This is a genomic window from Acidovorax sp. YS12, from assembly GCA_021496925.1.
In the GTDB taxonomy this organism is placed as follows: domain Bacteria; phylum Pseudomonadota; class Gammaproteobacteria; order Burkholderiales; family Burkholderiaceae_C; genus Paenacidovorax.
Genome location: CP053915.1, coordinates 1,266,305 through 1,281,069 on the forward strand (window position 1 = coordinate 1,266,305; position 14,765 = coordinate 1,281,069).

The 14,765-nt window shown below is 69.0% G+C and carries 12 protein-coding genes; 7 read left to right on the top strand and 5 right to left on the bottom strand.

Going from position 1 to position 14,765, the window contains the following annotated elements; genetic code table 11:
• Positions 1-177: 177 nt before the first annotated feature.
• The 3 genes from YS110_05655 to nrdR all read left to right on the top strand — a co-directional run bounded on the left by YS110_05655 (position 178) and on the right by nrdR (position 2,950).
• Positions 178-1,017: a lytic transglycosylase domain-containing protein gene (locus YS110_05655; GenBank protein UJB64275.1), complete on the top strand. Its 840-nt coding sequence runs from the start codon at positions 178-180 to the stop codon at positions 1,015-1,017.
• Between the two features lie 228 nt (positions 1,018-1,245).
• On the top strand, positions 1,246-2,490 hold the full coding sequence (locus YS110_05660; protein ID UJB64276.1) for a serine hydroxymethyltransferase: 1,245 nt from the start codon (positions 1,246-1,248) through the stop codon (positions 2,488-2,490).
• 13 nt (positions 2,491-2,503) lie between these two features.
• Positions 2,504-2,950, top strand: a complete 447-nt coding sequence (gene nrdR, locus YS110_05665) for a transcriptional repressor NrdR (GenBank protein ID UJB64277.1) — start codon at positions 2,504-2,506, stop codon at positions 2,948-2,950.
• Between the two features lie 97 nt (positions 2,951-3,047).
• Here the strand turns inward: nrdR and YS110_05670 are convergent, their stop codons facing one another.
• The 3 genes from YS110_05670 to YS110_05680 form a co-directional block, all read right to left on the bottom strand.
• Entirely contained in the window at positions 3,048-4,808 is a 1,761-nt protein-coding gene (locus YS110_05670; GenBank protein UJB67365.1) for a bifunctional metallophosphatase/5'-nucleotidase, read from the bottom strand.
• Positions 4,809-4,816: 8 nt separating this feature from the next.
• Positions 4,817-5,914: a chorismate synthase gene (gene aroC / locus YS110_05675; protein UJB64278.1), complete on the bottom strand. Its 1,098-nt coding sequence runs from the start codon at positions 5,912-5,914 to the stop codon at positions 4,817-4,819.
• Between the two features lie 86 nt (positions 5,915-6,000).
• Positions 6,001-6,459, bottom strand: coding sequence for a CBS domain-containing protein (locus YS110_05680; GenBank protein ID UJB64279.1), 459 nt, complete (start codon positions 6,457-6,459; stop codon positions 6,001-6,003).
• A 90-nt stretch (positions 6,460-6,549) separates the two neighbouring features.
• Here YS110_05680 and YS110_05685 point away from each other — a divergent pair, with 90 nt between their 5' ends.
• Together YS110_05685 and YS110_05690 are read left to right on the top strand one after the other, a co-directional pair.
• On the top strand, positions 6,550-7,917 hold the full coding sequence (locus YS110_05685; GenBank protein ID UJB64280.1) for an O-acetylhomoserine aminocarboxypropyltransferase: 1,368 nt from the start codon (positions 6,550-6,552) through the stop codon (positions 7,915-7,917).
• Entirely contained in the window at positions 7,917-8,729 is an 813-nt protein-coding gene (locus YS110_05690) for an alpha/beta hydrolase (GenBank protein UJB67366.1), read from the top strand. Before YS110_05685 ends, YS110_05690 begins: the two co-directional genes overlap by 1 nt.
• Positions 8,730-8,788: 59 nt before the next feature.
• On the opposite strand, the gene YS110_05695 is transcribed toward YS110_05690, so the two are convergent.
• Entirely contained in the window at positions 8,789-10,051 is a 1,263-nt protein-coding gene (locus tag YS110_05695) for a YihY family inner membrane protein (protein ID UJB64281.1), read from the bottom strand.
• 21 nt (positions 10,052-10,072) lie between these two features.
• On the opposite strand from YS110_05695, the gene YS110_05700 reads away from it, so the two are divergent.
• On the top strand, positions 10,073-10,456 hold the full coding sequence (locus tag YS110_05700) for a DUF2069 domain-containing protein (protein UJB64282.1): 384 nt from the start codon (positions 10,073-10,075) through the stop codon (positions 10,454-10,456).
• 158 nt (positions 10,457-10,614) lie between these two features.
• Positions 10,615-12,051 carry an FAD-binding oxidoreductase gene (locus YS110_05705; GenBank protein UJB64283.1) on the top strand — a complete coding sequence of 479 codons (1,437 nt, stop codon included), beginning with the start codon at positions 10,615-10,617 and terminating at the stop codon, positions 12,049-12,051.
• A 91-nt stretch (positions 12,052-12,142) separates the two neighbouring features.
• Here the strand turns inward: YS110_05705 and YS110_05710 are convergent, their stop codons facing one another.
• On the bottom strand, positions 12,143-14,593 hold the full coding sequence (locus YS110_05710) for a TonB-dependent receptor (protein UJB64284.1): 2,451 nt from the start codon (positions 14,591-14,593) through the stop codon (positions 12,143-12,145).
• Positions 14,594-14,765 lie beyond the last annotated feature (172 nt).

The following is a 14,765-nucleotide window of genomic DNA, read 5'->3' on the forward strand; positions in this document are numbered from 1 at the left end:
CCAGCTTTCCAACAGCTAGTACAAACCCCAGCGCTGCCGACCCCGGCTAAGTCAGTTCGCCACCCCTTCGCGCCTGCGGCGCCCGGGCGAATTCGATGGCGTACCAATCCGAAGCCCGCCCTGCCCCGCCGACCAAACGGACGGCCATGGACAGGGGGCCCCACGAAAGGAAGAGCTATGACAGCGTCAGGAAAAGTGGCTGCCTCCGTGCGCACGTTCGTGTCCGATGTGACCGACGGTTTTCTTGAAATCACCCATAACAGCTTCGCCCTCCTGGGCCTGGCTGTGGCCTTCGTGGCCCTGACCCTGGTGGCGCGCCCCGACCTGCGCCAAACCGGGGAAGAAGAGCTGCGCGGCTGGCTGCAATCGCGCCAGGCGGCGCTGCTGGCCGCGCCCATCGAGCCGGACGCCATTGAGCGCGCCACGGCTACCAACCCTAAGGATCTGCCGAAGGAGCAGGCCACCGTGGCCTATTGGCTGAGCAAGAAATACCGCGTCGCGCCCGAACCAATCGCCGCGCTGGTATCCGAAGCCTACGAACTGGGCACGCGCAACAAGCTGGACCCGACGCTGATCCTGGCCATCATGGCGATCGAATCGAGCTTCAACCCCTTCGCCCAGAGCGCCGTGGGCGCCCAGGGGCTGATGCAGGTGATGACCCGCGTGCACCAGGACAAATACCAGCATTTCGGCGGCCATCTGGCCGCGTTCGATCCGGTGAGCAACCTGCGCGTCGGCGTCACAGTGCTCAAGGAGTGCATCGCACGCGCCGGTTCCCTCGAAGGCGGCCTGCGCTACTACGTGGGCGCGGCCAACCTGGAAGATGACGGCGGCTACGCCATCAAGGTTCTGGCCGAACACATGCGCCTGCGCCAGGTCGCCGCGGGCCGCGCGGTTCCCATGAACCAGCCCCAGGGCCCGATGCTCTCCACCCAGGCGCCAGCGCCGGCGCCGGCCCCCGCGGCAACCGCCAGCACCTCGGACAAGGTGGCCATGCTGTCGGATTCCAGCCTGTAAGCCGCGGGCCAGGGCACGGCCTCAGCTACACTAGCGGGCGTACGCGACTGGCGATAGGCGCGGCGCCCTGGCAAAGCCAAGGCACCGCCGCTGACGTGGAAACCAGCAGGAAACCTTTCCTGTGACCACTGGGGAGCGTACCGCGCGGGCCCTCCACCCCGCAGCGTTTCAGCCGTTCGCCTGGGCAGCCCTTGTTTCTCCAAGGGACTCCAATGCAAAAGGACTGCCATGTACCAACGCAATATTCTTGTCGAACAAACCGATCCCGAGCTCTTTGCCGCCATCCAGGCCGAGAACAAGCGCCAGGAAGAGCACATCGAGCTGATTGCCAGTGAGAACTACGCCTCGCCCGCCGTCATGTGGGCCCAGGGCACGCAGCTGACCAACAAATATGCCGAGGGCTACCCTGGCAAGCGCTACTACGGCGGCTGCGAATACGTCGATGTGGCCGAGCAACTGGCCATCGACCGCGTCAAGCAGATCTTCGGCGCCGATGCCGCCAACGTGCAGCCGCACTGCGGCGCCTCGGCCAACGAGGCCGTGTTCCTGGCCTTCCTCAAGCCCGGCGATACCATCATGGGCATGAGCCTGGCCGAAGGCGGCCACCTGACGCACGGCATGGCGCTGAACATGTCGGGCAAGTGGTTCAACGTGGTCTCCTACGGCCTGAACGCCAAGGAAGAGATCGACTACGACGCCATGGAAGCCAAGGCGCGCGAGCACAAGCCCAAGCTCATCGTGGCCGGCGCCTCGGCCTACAGCCTGCACATCGACTTCGCGCGCTTCGCGAAGATCGCCAAGGAAATCGGCGCCATCTTCATGGTGGACATGGCCCACTACGCCGGCCTGATCGCCGCCGGCGTGTACCCCAACCCGGTGCCGCATGCCGACGTGGTCACCTCCACCACACACAAGAGCCTGCGCGGCCCGCGCGGCGGCATCATCCTCATGAAGGCCGAGCACGAGAAGGCCATCAACAGCGCCATCTTCCCCGGCCTGCAGGGCGGCCCGCTGATGCACGTCATCGCAGCCAAGGCCGTGGCCTTCAAGGAAGCGCTGCAGCCCGAATTCAAGGCTTACCAGCAGCAGGTAGTGGCCAATGCGCGCATCGTGGCCGAGACGCTCACGCAGCGCGGCCTGCGCATCGTCAGCGGCGGCACGCAAAGCCACGTCATGCTGGTGGACCTGCGCTCCAAGGGCATCACGGGCAAGGAAGCCGAGGCCGTGCTGGGCCAGGCGCACATGACGATCAACAAGAACGCCATCCCCAACGACCCCGAGAAGCCGATGGTGACCAGCGGCATCCGCGTGGGCACGCCGGCGATGACCACGCGCGGCTTCAAGGACGAAGAGGCGCGCGCCACGGCCCACCTGATCGCCGACGTGCTGGACAACCCGCGCGACGAAGCCCACATCGCCGCCGTGCGCGCCAAGGTGCACGCGCTGACCAGCCGCTTCCCCGTCTACCGCTGAAGCGGCCCGCGCCATGAAGTGCCCGTTCTGCAGCCACCCCGAGACGCAAGTCGTCGAAACCCGTGTGGCAGAGGACGGGGACTTCATCCGCCGCCGCCGCCAGTGCGGCGCCTGCGACAAGCGCTTCACCACCTACGAGCGGCCGGACGTGAGCTTCCCGGCCATCGTCAAGAAGGACGGGCGGCGCGTCGAATACGACCGCCGCAAGCTCCAGGGCTCGTTCGCCATCGCGCTGCGCAAGCGGCCGGTGAGCACCACGCAGGTCGATTCGGCCATCGAGCGCATCGAGGAACGGCTGCTCAACCTGGGCCAGCGCGAGGTGCTGTCGAGCCGCATCGGCGAGTTGGTCATGCGCGAGCTGCAGAAGCTCGACAAGGTGGCCTACGTGCGCTACGCGAGTGTGTACCGCAGCTTCGAGGACATCGACGAGTTCAAGACCCTGGTGGACGAAGTACGCTGAATGCGTGCTGCGTACAACAGCCGGTCACTCCTGAAAACATAGCTGCCAGCGCTTGCCCCGCAAGCGTTGGAGCCGTTTTTCATTCACATCTCTGTACTCATGCGCCCACGCGCGTGATGCGGTCCGCCCGGGGCGGCGCCACCGGGCCGTGGGCACGGAAATAGTCCTCGAACACGTCCAGGTCCTGCCCGCCGCCCACCGCGTCCTGGCCTTCCAGGAACACGGTGAAGTTGTCGCCGCCCGCCGCCAGGTAGCTGCTGACGACCACGCGCAGCGTGTCCTGCGGCGCGATCGGGCGGCCCTGCAGCGCCAGGCCCTCCACGCGCTGGCCGCGCGGCCGGGAGAGGTCATAGCGGTAGGCGAAGCCCTCGGACACCGCCAGCACACGCGGGTTCTGCACGGTGTTGCTGCCGCTGTCGAACTGCTGCTCCAGCAGCGCCTGCAACTGGGCGCCGGTGTAGCTGCGCACCACCAGGCTGTTGCCGAAGGGCTGGACCGCGAACAGCTGGCCGTAGCGCACCAGGCCCTGCGCATCGGGCAGCAGGTCGGCGCGCACGCCGCCCGGGTTCATGAAGGAAATCTGCGCCCCGCCGCGCTCCGGCGCGCGCGTGGCGGCCAGTTGGGCATCGGCGATCAGGTTGCCCAGCACCGACTCGCCCGAAGGCTGCCGCCGGCGCAAGAACGGCCCGCTGGCCTGCCCCACCGGGCGCTGCGCCAGGGGCACGGCCGCTTCGCGGTAGCGCTCCACCAGGCGCGCCACGCCCGCATCGGGGGCGAACACCGGAAAGCCCGGGTGCAGCTCCACGCGCCCCTGCGCGCCGGTGAACGGCTCGCCCTGCACGATGACCTGGCGCGCGCTCTTGCGCACCACGCGGCGCGCCCGCGTGTCCACGGACAGACGGATTTCGGTCAGCAGCGTGCCGTAGTAGCCCGCGCTGGTGAGCAGGAAGGGCCGCGCCGCGTTCACCCGCCCGTAGTCGCAGACGTAGGCCTGGTGGGTGTGGCCCGACACCACCACGTCCACCGCCGGGTCGAGCCGCTCCAGGATGGGCACGATGTCGCCGCTCAGGCCCTCGCAGCCGGGCGCGGTGACCGGCGCATCGGCGCGGCCGCCTTCGTGCACCACGGCCACGATCACGTCGGCGCCCTGCGCGCGCAGCAGCGGCACCAGCGCGTTGGCGGTCTCTGCCTCGTCGGCGAAGCGCAGCCCGGCCACGCCGCTGGGCGTGACCATGGTGGGCGTGGCGCGCAGCGTCAGGCCGATGAAGCCGACGGTGATGGTGGCGCCACTCTCGCTGAAGCGCTTGAGCCCCGTGGCGGGCAGCAGGGTCTGGCCGTCGGCGCGCAAGGTGTTGGCCGTGAGGATGGGAAAGCCCGCGCCCGCGAACGGCTGGCTGAGCTGGCAGGGCTCGCGCACGGTGTGCTTCTCGCAGCCGCCCTGCTGCAGCCGCAGCAGCTCGCGCCAGCCCCGGTCGAACTCGTGGTTGCCGGCGGCGTGGAAGTCCACGCCCATGGTGTTGAAGGCCTCGACCGTGGGTTCGTCGAGGAACAGCGCCGACACCAGCGGCGACGCGCCCACCATGTCGCCCGCCGATACCACCGCATGGTGCGGGTGGCGCGCCTTGAGCGCGGCGATGGCGCTGGCGAAGTGCGCCGCCCCGCCCGCCGGCACCTGCGTGGCGCCGGTGCTGGCGGGCACCGGCACGGCCAGGCGCGGCGGCTCCAGGTTGCCGTGGAAGTCGTTGAAGCCGATCAGCGCGATATCCATGACCGGCGCCTGCGTGCTGCCACAGCCCGCCAGCACGCCGGCAAGGCCCGCGCACAGCGCCAGCGCCGCGCCGCGCAGGCGCGCGCCCATGGCCACGCTCATGGCCGTGCTGCGGCGATGGGCGGCACGGCCTGCGCCACGCCGCCGCACTGCGCGCGGTGGCGCAGCGCGTGGTCCATCAGCACCAGCGCCAGCAGCGCCTCGGCGATGGGTGCCGCGCGGATGCCGACGCACGGGTCGTGGCGGCCCTTGGTCACCACCTCCACCGGCTGCCCGTCGATGTCGATCGACGGGCGCGGGCTGAGGATGGAGCTGGTGGGCTTGATGGCAATGCCGACCTCGATGTCCTGCCCCGTGCTGATGCCGCCGAGCACGCCGCCCGCGTGGTTGCTGGCAAAGCCCCCGGGGGTGAGCGCGTCGCCATGCACGGTGCCACGCTGCGCCACGCTGGCGAAGCCGGCGCCGATCTCCACGCCCTTGACGGCGTTCAGGCCCATCATGGCGTGTGCGATGTCGGCGTCGAGCCGGTCGTACAGCGGCTCGCCCAGGCCCACGGGCACGCCCGTGGCCTGCACGCGCAGGCGCGCACCGCAGGAGTCGTGCGCCTTGCGCAGGGCGTCCATGTAGTCCTCGTAGCGCTGCACGTCGGCCACGGGGGCGAAGAAGGGGTTGTTCGGCACGTGTTCCCAGCCCTCGAACGGGATGGGCAGCTCGCCCAATTGCGTCATGCAGGCGCGGAATTCGGTGCCGAACTGCTCGCGCAGCCACTTCCTGGCCACGGCCCCGGCGGCCACGGTGGGTGCCGTCAGCCGCGCCGAGGAGCGCCCGCCGCCGCGCGGATCGCGCAGGCCGTACTTGTGCCAGTAGGCATAGTCGGCATGGCCCGGGCGGAAGGTGCGCAGGATGTCGCCGTAGTCCTTGCTGCGCTGGTCGGTGTTGCGAATCAAGAGCCCGATCGGCGTGCCGGTGGTGCGGCCCTCGTACACGCCGGAGAGGATCTCCACCGCGTCCGGCTCGTTGCGTTGCGTCACGTGGCGGCTGGTGCCGGGGCGGCGGCGGTCCAGGTCGTGCTGGATGTCGGCCGCGCTCAGTGCCATGCCGGGCGGGCAGCCGTCGATCACGCAGCCAATGGCCGGGCCGTGGGATTCACCGAAGTTGGTGACGCAGAAAAGGGTGCCTAGGGTGTTGCCGCTCATAGGGGTGGAATTATCGCGTACTCACAAAAAAATAGCTGCCAGCGCTTGTCTGGCAAGCCCTGGCAGCCGTTTTGGCGCGAAAAATATCAGGACTGCGCCTGGCTCGGCTCTTCCTGTGGCCAGTCGCGGATATAGGCCTTGAGCAGCTTGTTCTCGAAGTTCTGGCTGTCCACCACGGCCTTGGCCACGTCGTAGAAGCTGACCACGCCCATGAGCATGCGGTTTTCCATCACCGGCATGTAGCGCGCGTGGCAGCCCAGCATCATGCGGCGCACCTCGTCCATGTCGGTCTCCAGCGTGCAGGTCAGCGGCGCGTCGTCCATGGCGGTGCGCACCAGCATGGTGCCCACGCTGCCGCCGTTGCGCGCCAGCACCAGGTTGATCTCGCGGAAGGTGAGCATGCCCACCAGGTCGCCGTACTCCATCACCACGAGCGAGCCGATGTCGCGCTCGGCCATGGTCTGCACGGCTTGCGCCAGGTGTTCATCGGGGTGGACGGTGTAGAGGGTGTTGCCCTTGACGCGCAGGATGTCGCTGACTTTCATGGCGGTGTCTTCTCAAGAAATGCTCGAAGGAATATAGCCCACAAATACCCCACAATGGTGCGCGCATTGTTTACCTTGGAGACACCGAAGATGCCCGGATATTCCGACCCTGGCTTCGACACGCTCGCGCTGCACGCGGGCGCCCAGCCAGACCCCACGACCGGCGCGCGCGCCACGCCCATCCATCTCACGACCTCGTTCGTGTTCGAGTCGAGCGACCACGCCGCCGCGCTGTTCAACATGGAACGCCCGGGGCACGTGTACAGCCGCCTGAGCAACCCGACCAACGCCGTGCTGGAGCAGCGCGTGGCGGCGCTGGAAGGCGGCGTGGGCGCCATCGCCACGGCCAGTGGCCAGGCAGCGCTGCACCTGGCCATAGCCACGCTGATGGGCGCGGGCGGGCACATCGTGGCCAGCACGGCGCTGTACGGCGGCTCGCACAACCTGCTGCACTTCACGCTGCGCCGCTTCGGCATCGAAACCACCTTCGTGCCGCCCGGCGACCTGGACGCCTGGCGCGCCGCCGTGCGCCCGGCCACGCGCCTGTTCTTCGGCGAGACTGTGGGCAACCCGGGGCTCGACGTGCTCGACATTCCCGCTGTGGCGCAGATCGCGCACGAGGCCGGCGTGCCGCTGCTGGTGGACTCCACGCTCACCTCGCCCTGGCTCATCAAGCCCCTTGAACTGGGTGCCGACCTGGTGTACCACTCGGCCACCAAGTTCCTCTCGGGCCACGGCACGGTGATGGGCGGCGTGGTGGCCGATGGCGGCAGCTTCGACTGGGACGCCTCGGGGCGTTTTCCCGAGCTGGCCGCGCCGTACGACGGCTTCCACGGCATGGTGTTTTCCGAGGAAAGCAGCGTCGGCGCCTTCCTGCTGCGCGCGCGCCGCGAGGGCCTGCGCGACTTCGGCGCCTGCATGAGCCCGCACACCGCGTGGCTGATCCTGCAGGGCATCGAAACCCTGCCGCTGCGCATGGAGCGGCACATGCGCAACACCGGGAAGGTGGTGCAGTTCCTGGCCAGCCATCCGTTCGTGGCGCGCGTGGGCCACCCGCTGCTCGAATCCCACCCCAGCCACCAGCTGGCGCAGAAGCTGCTGCCGCGCGGCGCGGGCTCGGTGTTCAGCTTCGACATCAAGGGCAGCCGCGCGCAGGGCAAGGCCTTCATCGAGGCGCTGCAGCTGTTCAGCCACCTGGCCAACGTGGGCGACTGCCGCTCGCTGGTCATCCACCCGGCCAGCACCACGCACTTCCGCATGAGCGACGAAGCGCTGGCGGGCGCGGGCATCGGCCAGGGCACCATCCGCCTGTCGATCGGCCTGGAGGACGCCGACGACCTCATCGCCGACCTGCAGCGCGCGCTCAAGGCGGCCGAGAAATCCGCCGCCGCCCCCACGGCACAGGCACAAGCACAGGCACAAGCACAAGCACAAGCACAAGCAAAGGCAGGTGCATGATGTTCTACACCGTCAACGGCGCCCCCGCCTACTGCTACACCGCCGGCAAGCCTTTCGACCCCGCCAGGCCCACGGTGGTCTTCATCCACGGCGTGCTGTGCGACCACAGCGTGTGGGCGCTGCAAAGCCGCCACCTGGCCAACCACGGCTGGAACGTGCTCGCCGTGGACCTGCCGGGCCACGCGCGCAGCCAGGGCGAGGCCCCGGCGAGCGTGGAGCAGGCGGCGGATTTCATCGTCGCGCTGCTGGACGCCGTGGGCGCGCCGCGCGCCGCGCTGGCCGGCCACAGCTGGGGCTCGCTCATCGCCCTGGAGGCCGCCGCGCGCCTGGGCCAGCGCGCCACGCACCTGGTGATGGTCGGCTCGGCCTATCCCATGAAGGTGTCGCCCGCACTGCTCGACTCGGCCCTGAACACGCCCGAGAAGGCGCTGAAGATGGTCACCGTGTTTTCCTGCAGCACGCTGGCGCCGCCCTCGGGCGCGGGCTTCTGGGTGTTCGGCGCCGGCATGGCGCTGGGGCGGCGCGTGCTGCGCAGCAATGCCCAGGTGAACCTGCTGCACCGCGGCTTCACCGCCTGCGACAGCTACGCCGGCGGCGAGCAGGCCATGGCGGCGGTGCAATGCCCGGTGCTGTTCGTGCTCGGCGAGAAGGACCAGATGACCCCGCCCAAGGCCGCGCAAACGCTGGTCAACGCCGCGCGCAGCGCCGGGCGCCAGGTGCAGGTGGCGACGGTGCCCGTGGGCCACAACCAGATGACCGAGGCGCCCGACGCCACGCTGGCGGCGCTGCGCGGCTTCCTGGCGCAAGCCTGATCCTGGGAATTCGCGGTGTTTCAGGGCGCCAGCGCTTGTACAGAAAGCGCTGGCAGCTCTTATTTCAGGAGCACCTCGCCACCTTCCAGCGCGTCCGCCAGGCGCAAGTCGGCCAGGCCGGCGCGGCGCCACAGCGGCGCCAGGCTGTCGTCCGGCGCCACCAGCAGCCGGGCCACCAGGGGTGCCAGCGGCGTGGCCTGCACGTCGGCCAGCAGCACGAAGCGCGGCGGCTGGTCGCTGCTGCCCAGGGGCAGGTCGCTCAGCTGCCCCACCCAGTCGAGCGCGCACAGCGCCTCCAGCACGGGTTCGAGCTGCACCACGTCCACGCGCAGGCGCTGCGCCAGCTGCGGCATGCGCAGGCCCTTGTGCGGCAGCGCGCGCGCCTGGTGGAGCTGCTGCAGCACCTCCACCGCCAGCACGAAGCCCCCGCCCTGGCGGCTGGGCGTGCGCGCCACGCCGGCCAGCAGGCTCGGCAGGTAGGCCGTGACCACCGCCCCGGCCAGCACGATGACCCAGGCCACGTAGATCCAGACCAGCAGGATCGGCAGCGTGGCGAAGGTGCCGTAGATCACCGAGTACGTGGGCACCTGCGCCAGGTACAGGCCCAGCACCTTCTTGGCCAGCTCCATGGCCAGGGCGACGAAAAGCCCCCCGGTCCAGGCATGGCGCCACTGCACCTGCGTGTTCGGCACGTAGTGGTACAGCCCGGCCATGCCGGCGGCGAGCACGAAGAACTCGATCGAGTCGAACACCAGCCGCACGCCGGAGGGCAGCTGCTCCACCATGCCGCGCGAGGCCGACATGACGTAGGAAGTCAGCGCCAGGCTCAGCCCCAGCAGCAGCGGCCCCAGCGTGATGGCGGCCCAGTAGATGAGCACGCGCTGGCCCAGCGGGCGCAGCCGGCGCACGCGCCAGATGGTGTTCAGCGTGCGGTCGATGGTCAGGATCAGCATCAGCGCCGTGACCATGAGCACGGAAAAGCCCGCCATCCCCAGCCGGCTGGCCTTGGCCGCGAACTGCGTGATGTAGCCCAGCACCTGGCGCGCGATGGTCTCGGGAACCAGGCTGTCGATGAGCCAGCGCTGCAGCACCTCCTGCGCCTTGCCGAAGATGGGAAACGCCGTGAACGCCGCCAGCGCCACCGTGGCGAACGGCACCAACGCCAGGATGGTGGTGAAGGTGAGGCTGCTGGCCGTGAGGCCGAGCCGGTCCTCCCGGAAGCGCTGGCCCAGCGTGCGCACCGTGGAGCGCCAGGGAAAGCGCGCCAGCCGCGCCAACAGCGCCCGAACGTGCTGCATCGCATTCTGTAAGGACAAGGACATGGCCGATATGATGCCAGCCCGATGACGACCGACACCCCTTCCCGCCCCCCGGCCCCGGTGGCCGCCACCCGCTGGCTCGCCGTGGGCAGCCTGCTGGGGCTGATCCTGCTGTGCCTGGCCTGGGAGCTGGCCCTGGCGCCCGTGCGCCCCGGCGGCTCGTGGCTCGCGCTCAAGGCGCTGCCGCTGTGCATTCCGCTGGCCGGCCTGCTGAAGAACCGCATGTACACCTACCGCTGGGTCAGCCTGGTGGTGTGGCTGTACTTCACCGAAGGCGTGGTGCGCGCCTGGAGCGACAAGCCCCCGGGCAACTGGCTGGCGCTGGGCGAAATCGCCCTGTGCCTGCTGCTGTTCACCGCCTGCGCGCTGCATGTGCGCTTACGCCAGCGCGCCGCGCGCTTGAAATGAAACATCCCCTGAGTCGCCTTCGGCGCCTTCCCCCTCTCTCACGCTTCGCGTGGGAGGGGGACGCAGCCAGCGCGGCGGGGCGGCCCTTGCGCGGCTGCCCGCGCATGGGGCGCGCCAGTTTCATGCGACGCGCCATGAATCACTGAAAGACCTCTGCCATGACCGACCTGCTCGACACCCTGCGCGCCACCGTGGGCGCGGCCCACGTCCTCGTCGAGGGCGACCTCGCCGCCTGGGAACAGGACTGGCGCCGCCGCGCGCGCGGCAAGGCCCTCGCCGTGGTGCGCCCCGGCTCCACCGCCGAAGTGGCCGCCGTGGTGCGCGCCTGCGCCGCTGCAGGCCATTCCATCGTGCCGCAGGGCGGCAACACCGGCCTGTCGGTCGGCTCCACGCCCGACGCCAGCGGCACCCAGGTGGTGCTGAGCCTGGCGCGCCTGAACGCCGTGCGCGCCATCGACAAGGACAACCTGACCCTGACCGTGGAGGCCGGCTGCATCCTGCAGAACGTGCAGGAGGCCGCCGCCCAGGCCGGCCTGCTGTTCCCTCTGAGCCTGGCGGCCGAAGGCAGCTGCACCATCGGCGGCAACCTGGGCACCAATGCCGGCGGCACGCAGGTGGTGCGCTACGGCAACGCGCGCGAGCTGTGCCTGGGGCTGGAGGTGGTCACGCCCCAGGGCGCGGTGTGGGACGGCCTCAAGGGGCTGCGCAAGGACAACACCGGCTACGACCTGCGCGACCTGTTCATCGGCAGCGAGGGCACGCTGGGCATCATCACCGCCGCCACGCTCAAGCTCTTTCCGCAGCCCGCCGCCAGCCTCACCGCCTGGGCCGCCGTGCCGTCGATGGAGGCCGCCGTGCGCCTGCTGGGCCTGGCGCACCAGCACCTGGGTGCGGGGCTCACGGGCTTCGAGGTGATGGGGCGCTTCGCCCTGTCGCTCGTGGCCCGGCACATGCCGCAGCTGCGCGTGCCCTTCGCCGAACGGGAGGACGTGCCCTGCTGCGTGCTGCTGGAGAACGCCGACAGCGAATCCGAGGCGCATGCGCGCGCGCGCTTCGAGGCGCTGCTGGAAACCGCCTTCGAGGACGGCTGCGTGCAGGACGCCGTGGTGGCCGAGAGCCTGGCGCAAGCGCATGGCCTGTGGCACATCCGCGAGAACATCCCGCTGGCGCAGGCCGAGGAAGGGCTGAACATCAAGCACGACATCTCGGTGCCGATCTCGCGCATCCCGGCATTCTGCGACTACGCCGACGCGCTGCTGGCGCGCGAGATTCCCGGCGTGCGCCTGGTCAACTTCGGCCACCTGGGCGACGGCAACCTGCACTACAACGTGCAGGCACCCGAGGGCGGTGACGCACGCGCCTTCCTGCGCGACCAGGAAGCGCAGGTGAACCACCTGGTCTACGAGGCCGTGGCCCGGTTCGGCGGCTCGTTCTCGGCCGAGCACGGCGTGGGCGGGCTGAAGGTCGGCGAGCTGGAGAAATACCAGTCGCCCGTGGCACTGTCGATGATGCGGGCGATCAAGGGGGCGCTGGACCCGCAGGGGATCATGAACCCTGGGCGGGTGCTGAGGACGGAGGGCATTCAAAAACCATAGCTTCCAGCGCTTGCTGCATAAGCGCTGAAGGCCTATTTGATTCAAAGATAAGAGGAGAAGCCCGTCGCCGGACGGCTTCCTCACCCATGTATCAGAACTCGTAGCCCAGCCGTACGTAGAACTGGCGGCCCGGCAGGATTTCGGCCCAGCCGTAGCCTCTGTAGTCACGCTTGTTGAAGAGGTTCTTCAGGTTGACTTGCAGCGTGGCACGGCCTTGGCCCAGGCGCTGGCTCCAGGTGGCGGCCAAGTCTACCAGCGTGGCGGGTGGAATTTCCTGGTCATTGCTGGCGGTGACGAACATGTTTCCGTGATGGAACACGCCTGCGCCGGCAGTCCAGGCGCTGTCGAACCGGTAGTTGGCCCACAGGCTGGCCTTGGTGCGATACACGTTGGTGACCCACCGCCCATCGTTGGGGCCGCCCACCACACGGTTGTCGAGGTGCGTGAGGCCACCGGTCAGACTCAGGCGTGGCAGCACCTCGCCGCTGATCTCCAATTCGGCACCCTGGGTGCGCACCTTGCGCTCCTGCACCGAGAAGCCGATGCGCACGGGGTCGGACAGAGTGAGGTTGTGTTGTTCCAGGCGGAACACGCTGCCGGTCAGGAAGGCAGCATGGCCTATCTCCTGCTTGAAGCCCAGCTCCACCTGCCGCCCCTCGGTCGGCTCGAAGGTACCGCCGTCAAAGCGCCGGCCCACCAGTTGCTCGAACGATTCGGCGTAGCTACCGTACAGCGACAGCCCCGGCGCGGCCTTGTACAACAGCCCCAGGCTACCGGTAACAGCACCGTCCTTCTGCGCGGAATTGATGGTGTGCTTCGTGGTGTTGCGGCTCTCGCTTGCAACGCGGGTGTAGCGCAAGCCCGTCTGTGCTTGCAGGCGCTCAGTGATCCAACTGACGTTCTGCACGAACACGGCGCGTTCGCGCAGACGGTTGTCCTGGCCGTCATAGCGCGTAACTCCGGTGGCCGGGCTACAGTCGCGCAGCATGTCCAGCGGCGAGCGGCTGTAGTCCGGCGCGTCAATGGATGCGGTGTAGGCATTCAGGAAGTAGCTCGTGCACTCCCGGTAGTTGGAGAACCGGTTGTGCGCTTCCACGCCCGCCGTCAGCGTGTTGCGCGTGCCGCCCAGCGTCCAGCCATGGGTGCCGCGCAGCTCGAAGGCATGCTCATCGTTGTTCACCGTGGGCAGCACCGCCGTGCCGTACATGGTGTAGAGGCGGGTGGCCGGGTCGTAGTCCCCAAACCGGTAGCTGTACGACTCGTGGGTTGACCTGGCATGACTGTAGGTGGCCGTGACACTGGAATCCGGCGCGAACCGGCGCGTGGCCTGCACATAGGCCATGTCGTCGCCCTGCTTGCGGATGTTGTCGGGGTGTCCCAGGAAAAGCGTGCGCGGCAGGCTGGTGTCCGGCCTGCCATTGACGAAAGGATGCGCGCCGTAGCCCATGGTGCTTTGCTCGCGCCCGTATTCCAACCCCGCGTCCACCAGCCAGTCGGCATTCTGGTAGCGCAGCGAGGGCGCGATGAAATGGGACTTCTGCTGCGCGTAGTCGATGTGCAGGTTGGTATCGAGCCCTGCGGCGATCAACCGGTACGACAGTTCTCCCGATGCGCCGAGCGGCCCGGTCAGGTCTGCGTTGAGCTTCTTGTATGCCTCGGAGCCCAGCGTGACCGAGACTGCGCGATAGGACTCTGCCTGCGGCTTCTTGCGCGTGTAGGCGAGCAGCCCGCCGGGCTGGATGCTGCCGTACAGCACCGAGGCAGGGCCTTTCACCACTTCCACGGTCTCGATGTTGTCCAGCGGCAGATTGCCAATCGAATTGATGCGCAACCCATCCTTGTAGGCCGCGCCCGTGTAGAACCCCCGAAGGCTGTTGGCGCCCGTGCTGCCAACGTTGCCCGTCGTCGCCCAGGGCGTGACCGATGAGGCGTTGCGCAGCACCTCATCCACCGTCTGAGCCATCTGGTCCCGCATCACCGCCTCGGTGATCACCGTCACCGATGTGGGCGTGTCGATCAGGGCCGTATCGGTCTTGGTGGCCGCCGATGCGCGCTGCACGCGGTACGAGGTGCTGGCCTCGCCCTGCTGCGCGGCAGTCACGCGCACTTCGGAGAGCGTGGCCTGTGCCTGCCTCGGCACGGGCACAGGCACGGCTGGCGCGGACGCGGCGGCGGGCGCCGCCCGCAGCGTATAGCCCCCGCCCGTGGTGGCCAGCAGTTCCAGCCCCGAGCCGGCCAGCGCCTGGCGCAGCGCCTGCGTGGCGCTCAAGCGCCCGCGCACGGGCGCGGCGCTGCGGCCCTCGACCAATTGGGCCTCCATCGTCAGCGCCAGTCCCGCCTGGCGCGCGATGCGGTTCAGCGTGGCGGCCAGCGCGCCGGCGGGCAGATCGTAATCGCGCACGGACTCGGCTGCTGCGGCGGCGGGAGCCTGGGCATGCGCCTCGGACAGCAAGAAACCGCTGCTGCCCAGCGCCAGCAGCAAGGCAGCGGTGCCGGGACGCGGGCGGAAAGGGGCGGCTGGCGGCAAGATTCTGATGGTCACGGATCGGACTCCGAAAAGCATGAAGGAAGGCCGTGCGCCCACAAGGGGCACGCGGTGCTGCGGGACCGGCGAGCCGGTCTTGCTCCTCTTGCCGAACGAGAACGGAAAAGTGAGAGGGGGTGCGAAAAAAAACTTTCACCCATCTGCATTGATATGATGCGTGATGTTTGAT

Bases quoted from the DNA above. Each gene is read 5' to 3' on its own strand.
- YS110_05685 (UJB64280.1), top strand. From the start codon at position 6,550: ATGCCCGGATATTCCGACCCTGGCTTCGACACGCTCGCGCTGCACGCG.
- YS110_05660 (UJB64276.1), top strand. From the start codon at position 1,246: ATGTACCAACGCAATATTCTTGTCGAACAAACCGATCCCGAGCTCTTT.
- YS110_05700 (UJB64282.1), top strand. From the start codon at position 10,073: ATGACGACCGACACCCCTTCCCGCCCCCCGGCCCCGGTGGCCGCCACC.
- YS110_05695 (UJB64281.1), bottom strand. From the start codon at position 10,051: ATGTCCTTGTCCTTACAGAATGCGATGCAGCACGTTCGGGCGCTGTTG.
- YS110_05655 (UJB64275.1), top strand. From the start codon at position 178: ATGACAGCGTCAGGAAAAGTGGCTGCCTCCGTGCGCACGTTCGTGTCC.
- YS110_05705 (UJB64283.1), top strand. From the start codon at position 10,615: ATGACCGACCTGCTCGACACCCTGCGCGCCACCGTGGGCGCGGCCCAC.
- nrdR (UJB64277.1), top strand. From the start codon at position 2,504: ATGAAGTGCCCGTTCTGCAGCCACCCCGAGACGCAAGTCGTCGAAACC.
- aroC (UJB64278.1), bottom strand. From the start codon at position 5,914: ATGAGCGGCAACACCCTAGGCACCCTTTTCTGCGTCACCAACTTCGGT.
- YS110_05680 (UJB64279.1), bottom strand. From the start codon at position 6,459: ATGAAAGTCAGCGACATCCTGCGCGTCAAGGGCAACACCCTCTACACC.
- YS110_05670 (UJB67365.1), bottom strand. From the start codon at position 4,808: ATGGGCGCGCGCCTGCGCGGCGCGGCGCTGGCGCTGTGCGCGGGCCTT.
- YS110_05690 (UJB67366.1), top strand. From the start codon at position 7,917: ATGTTCTACACCGTCAACGGCGCCCCCGCCTACTGCTACACCGCCGGC.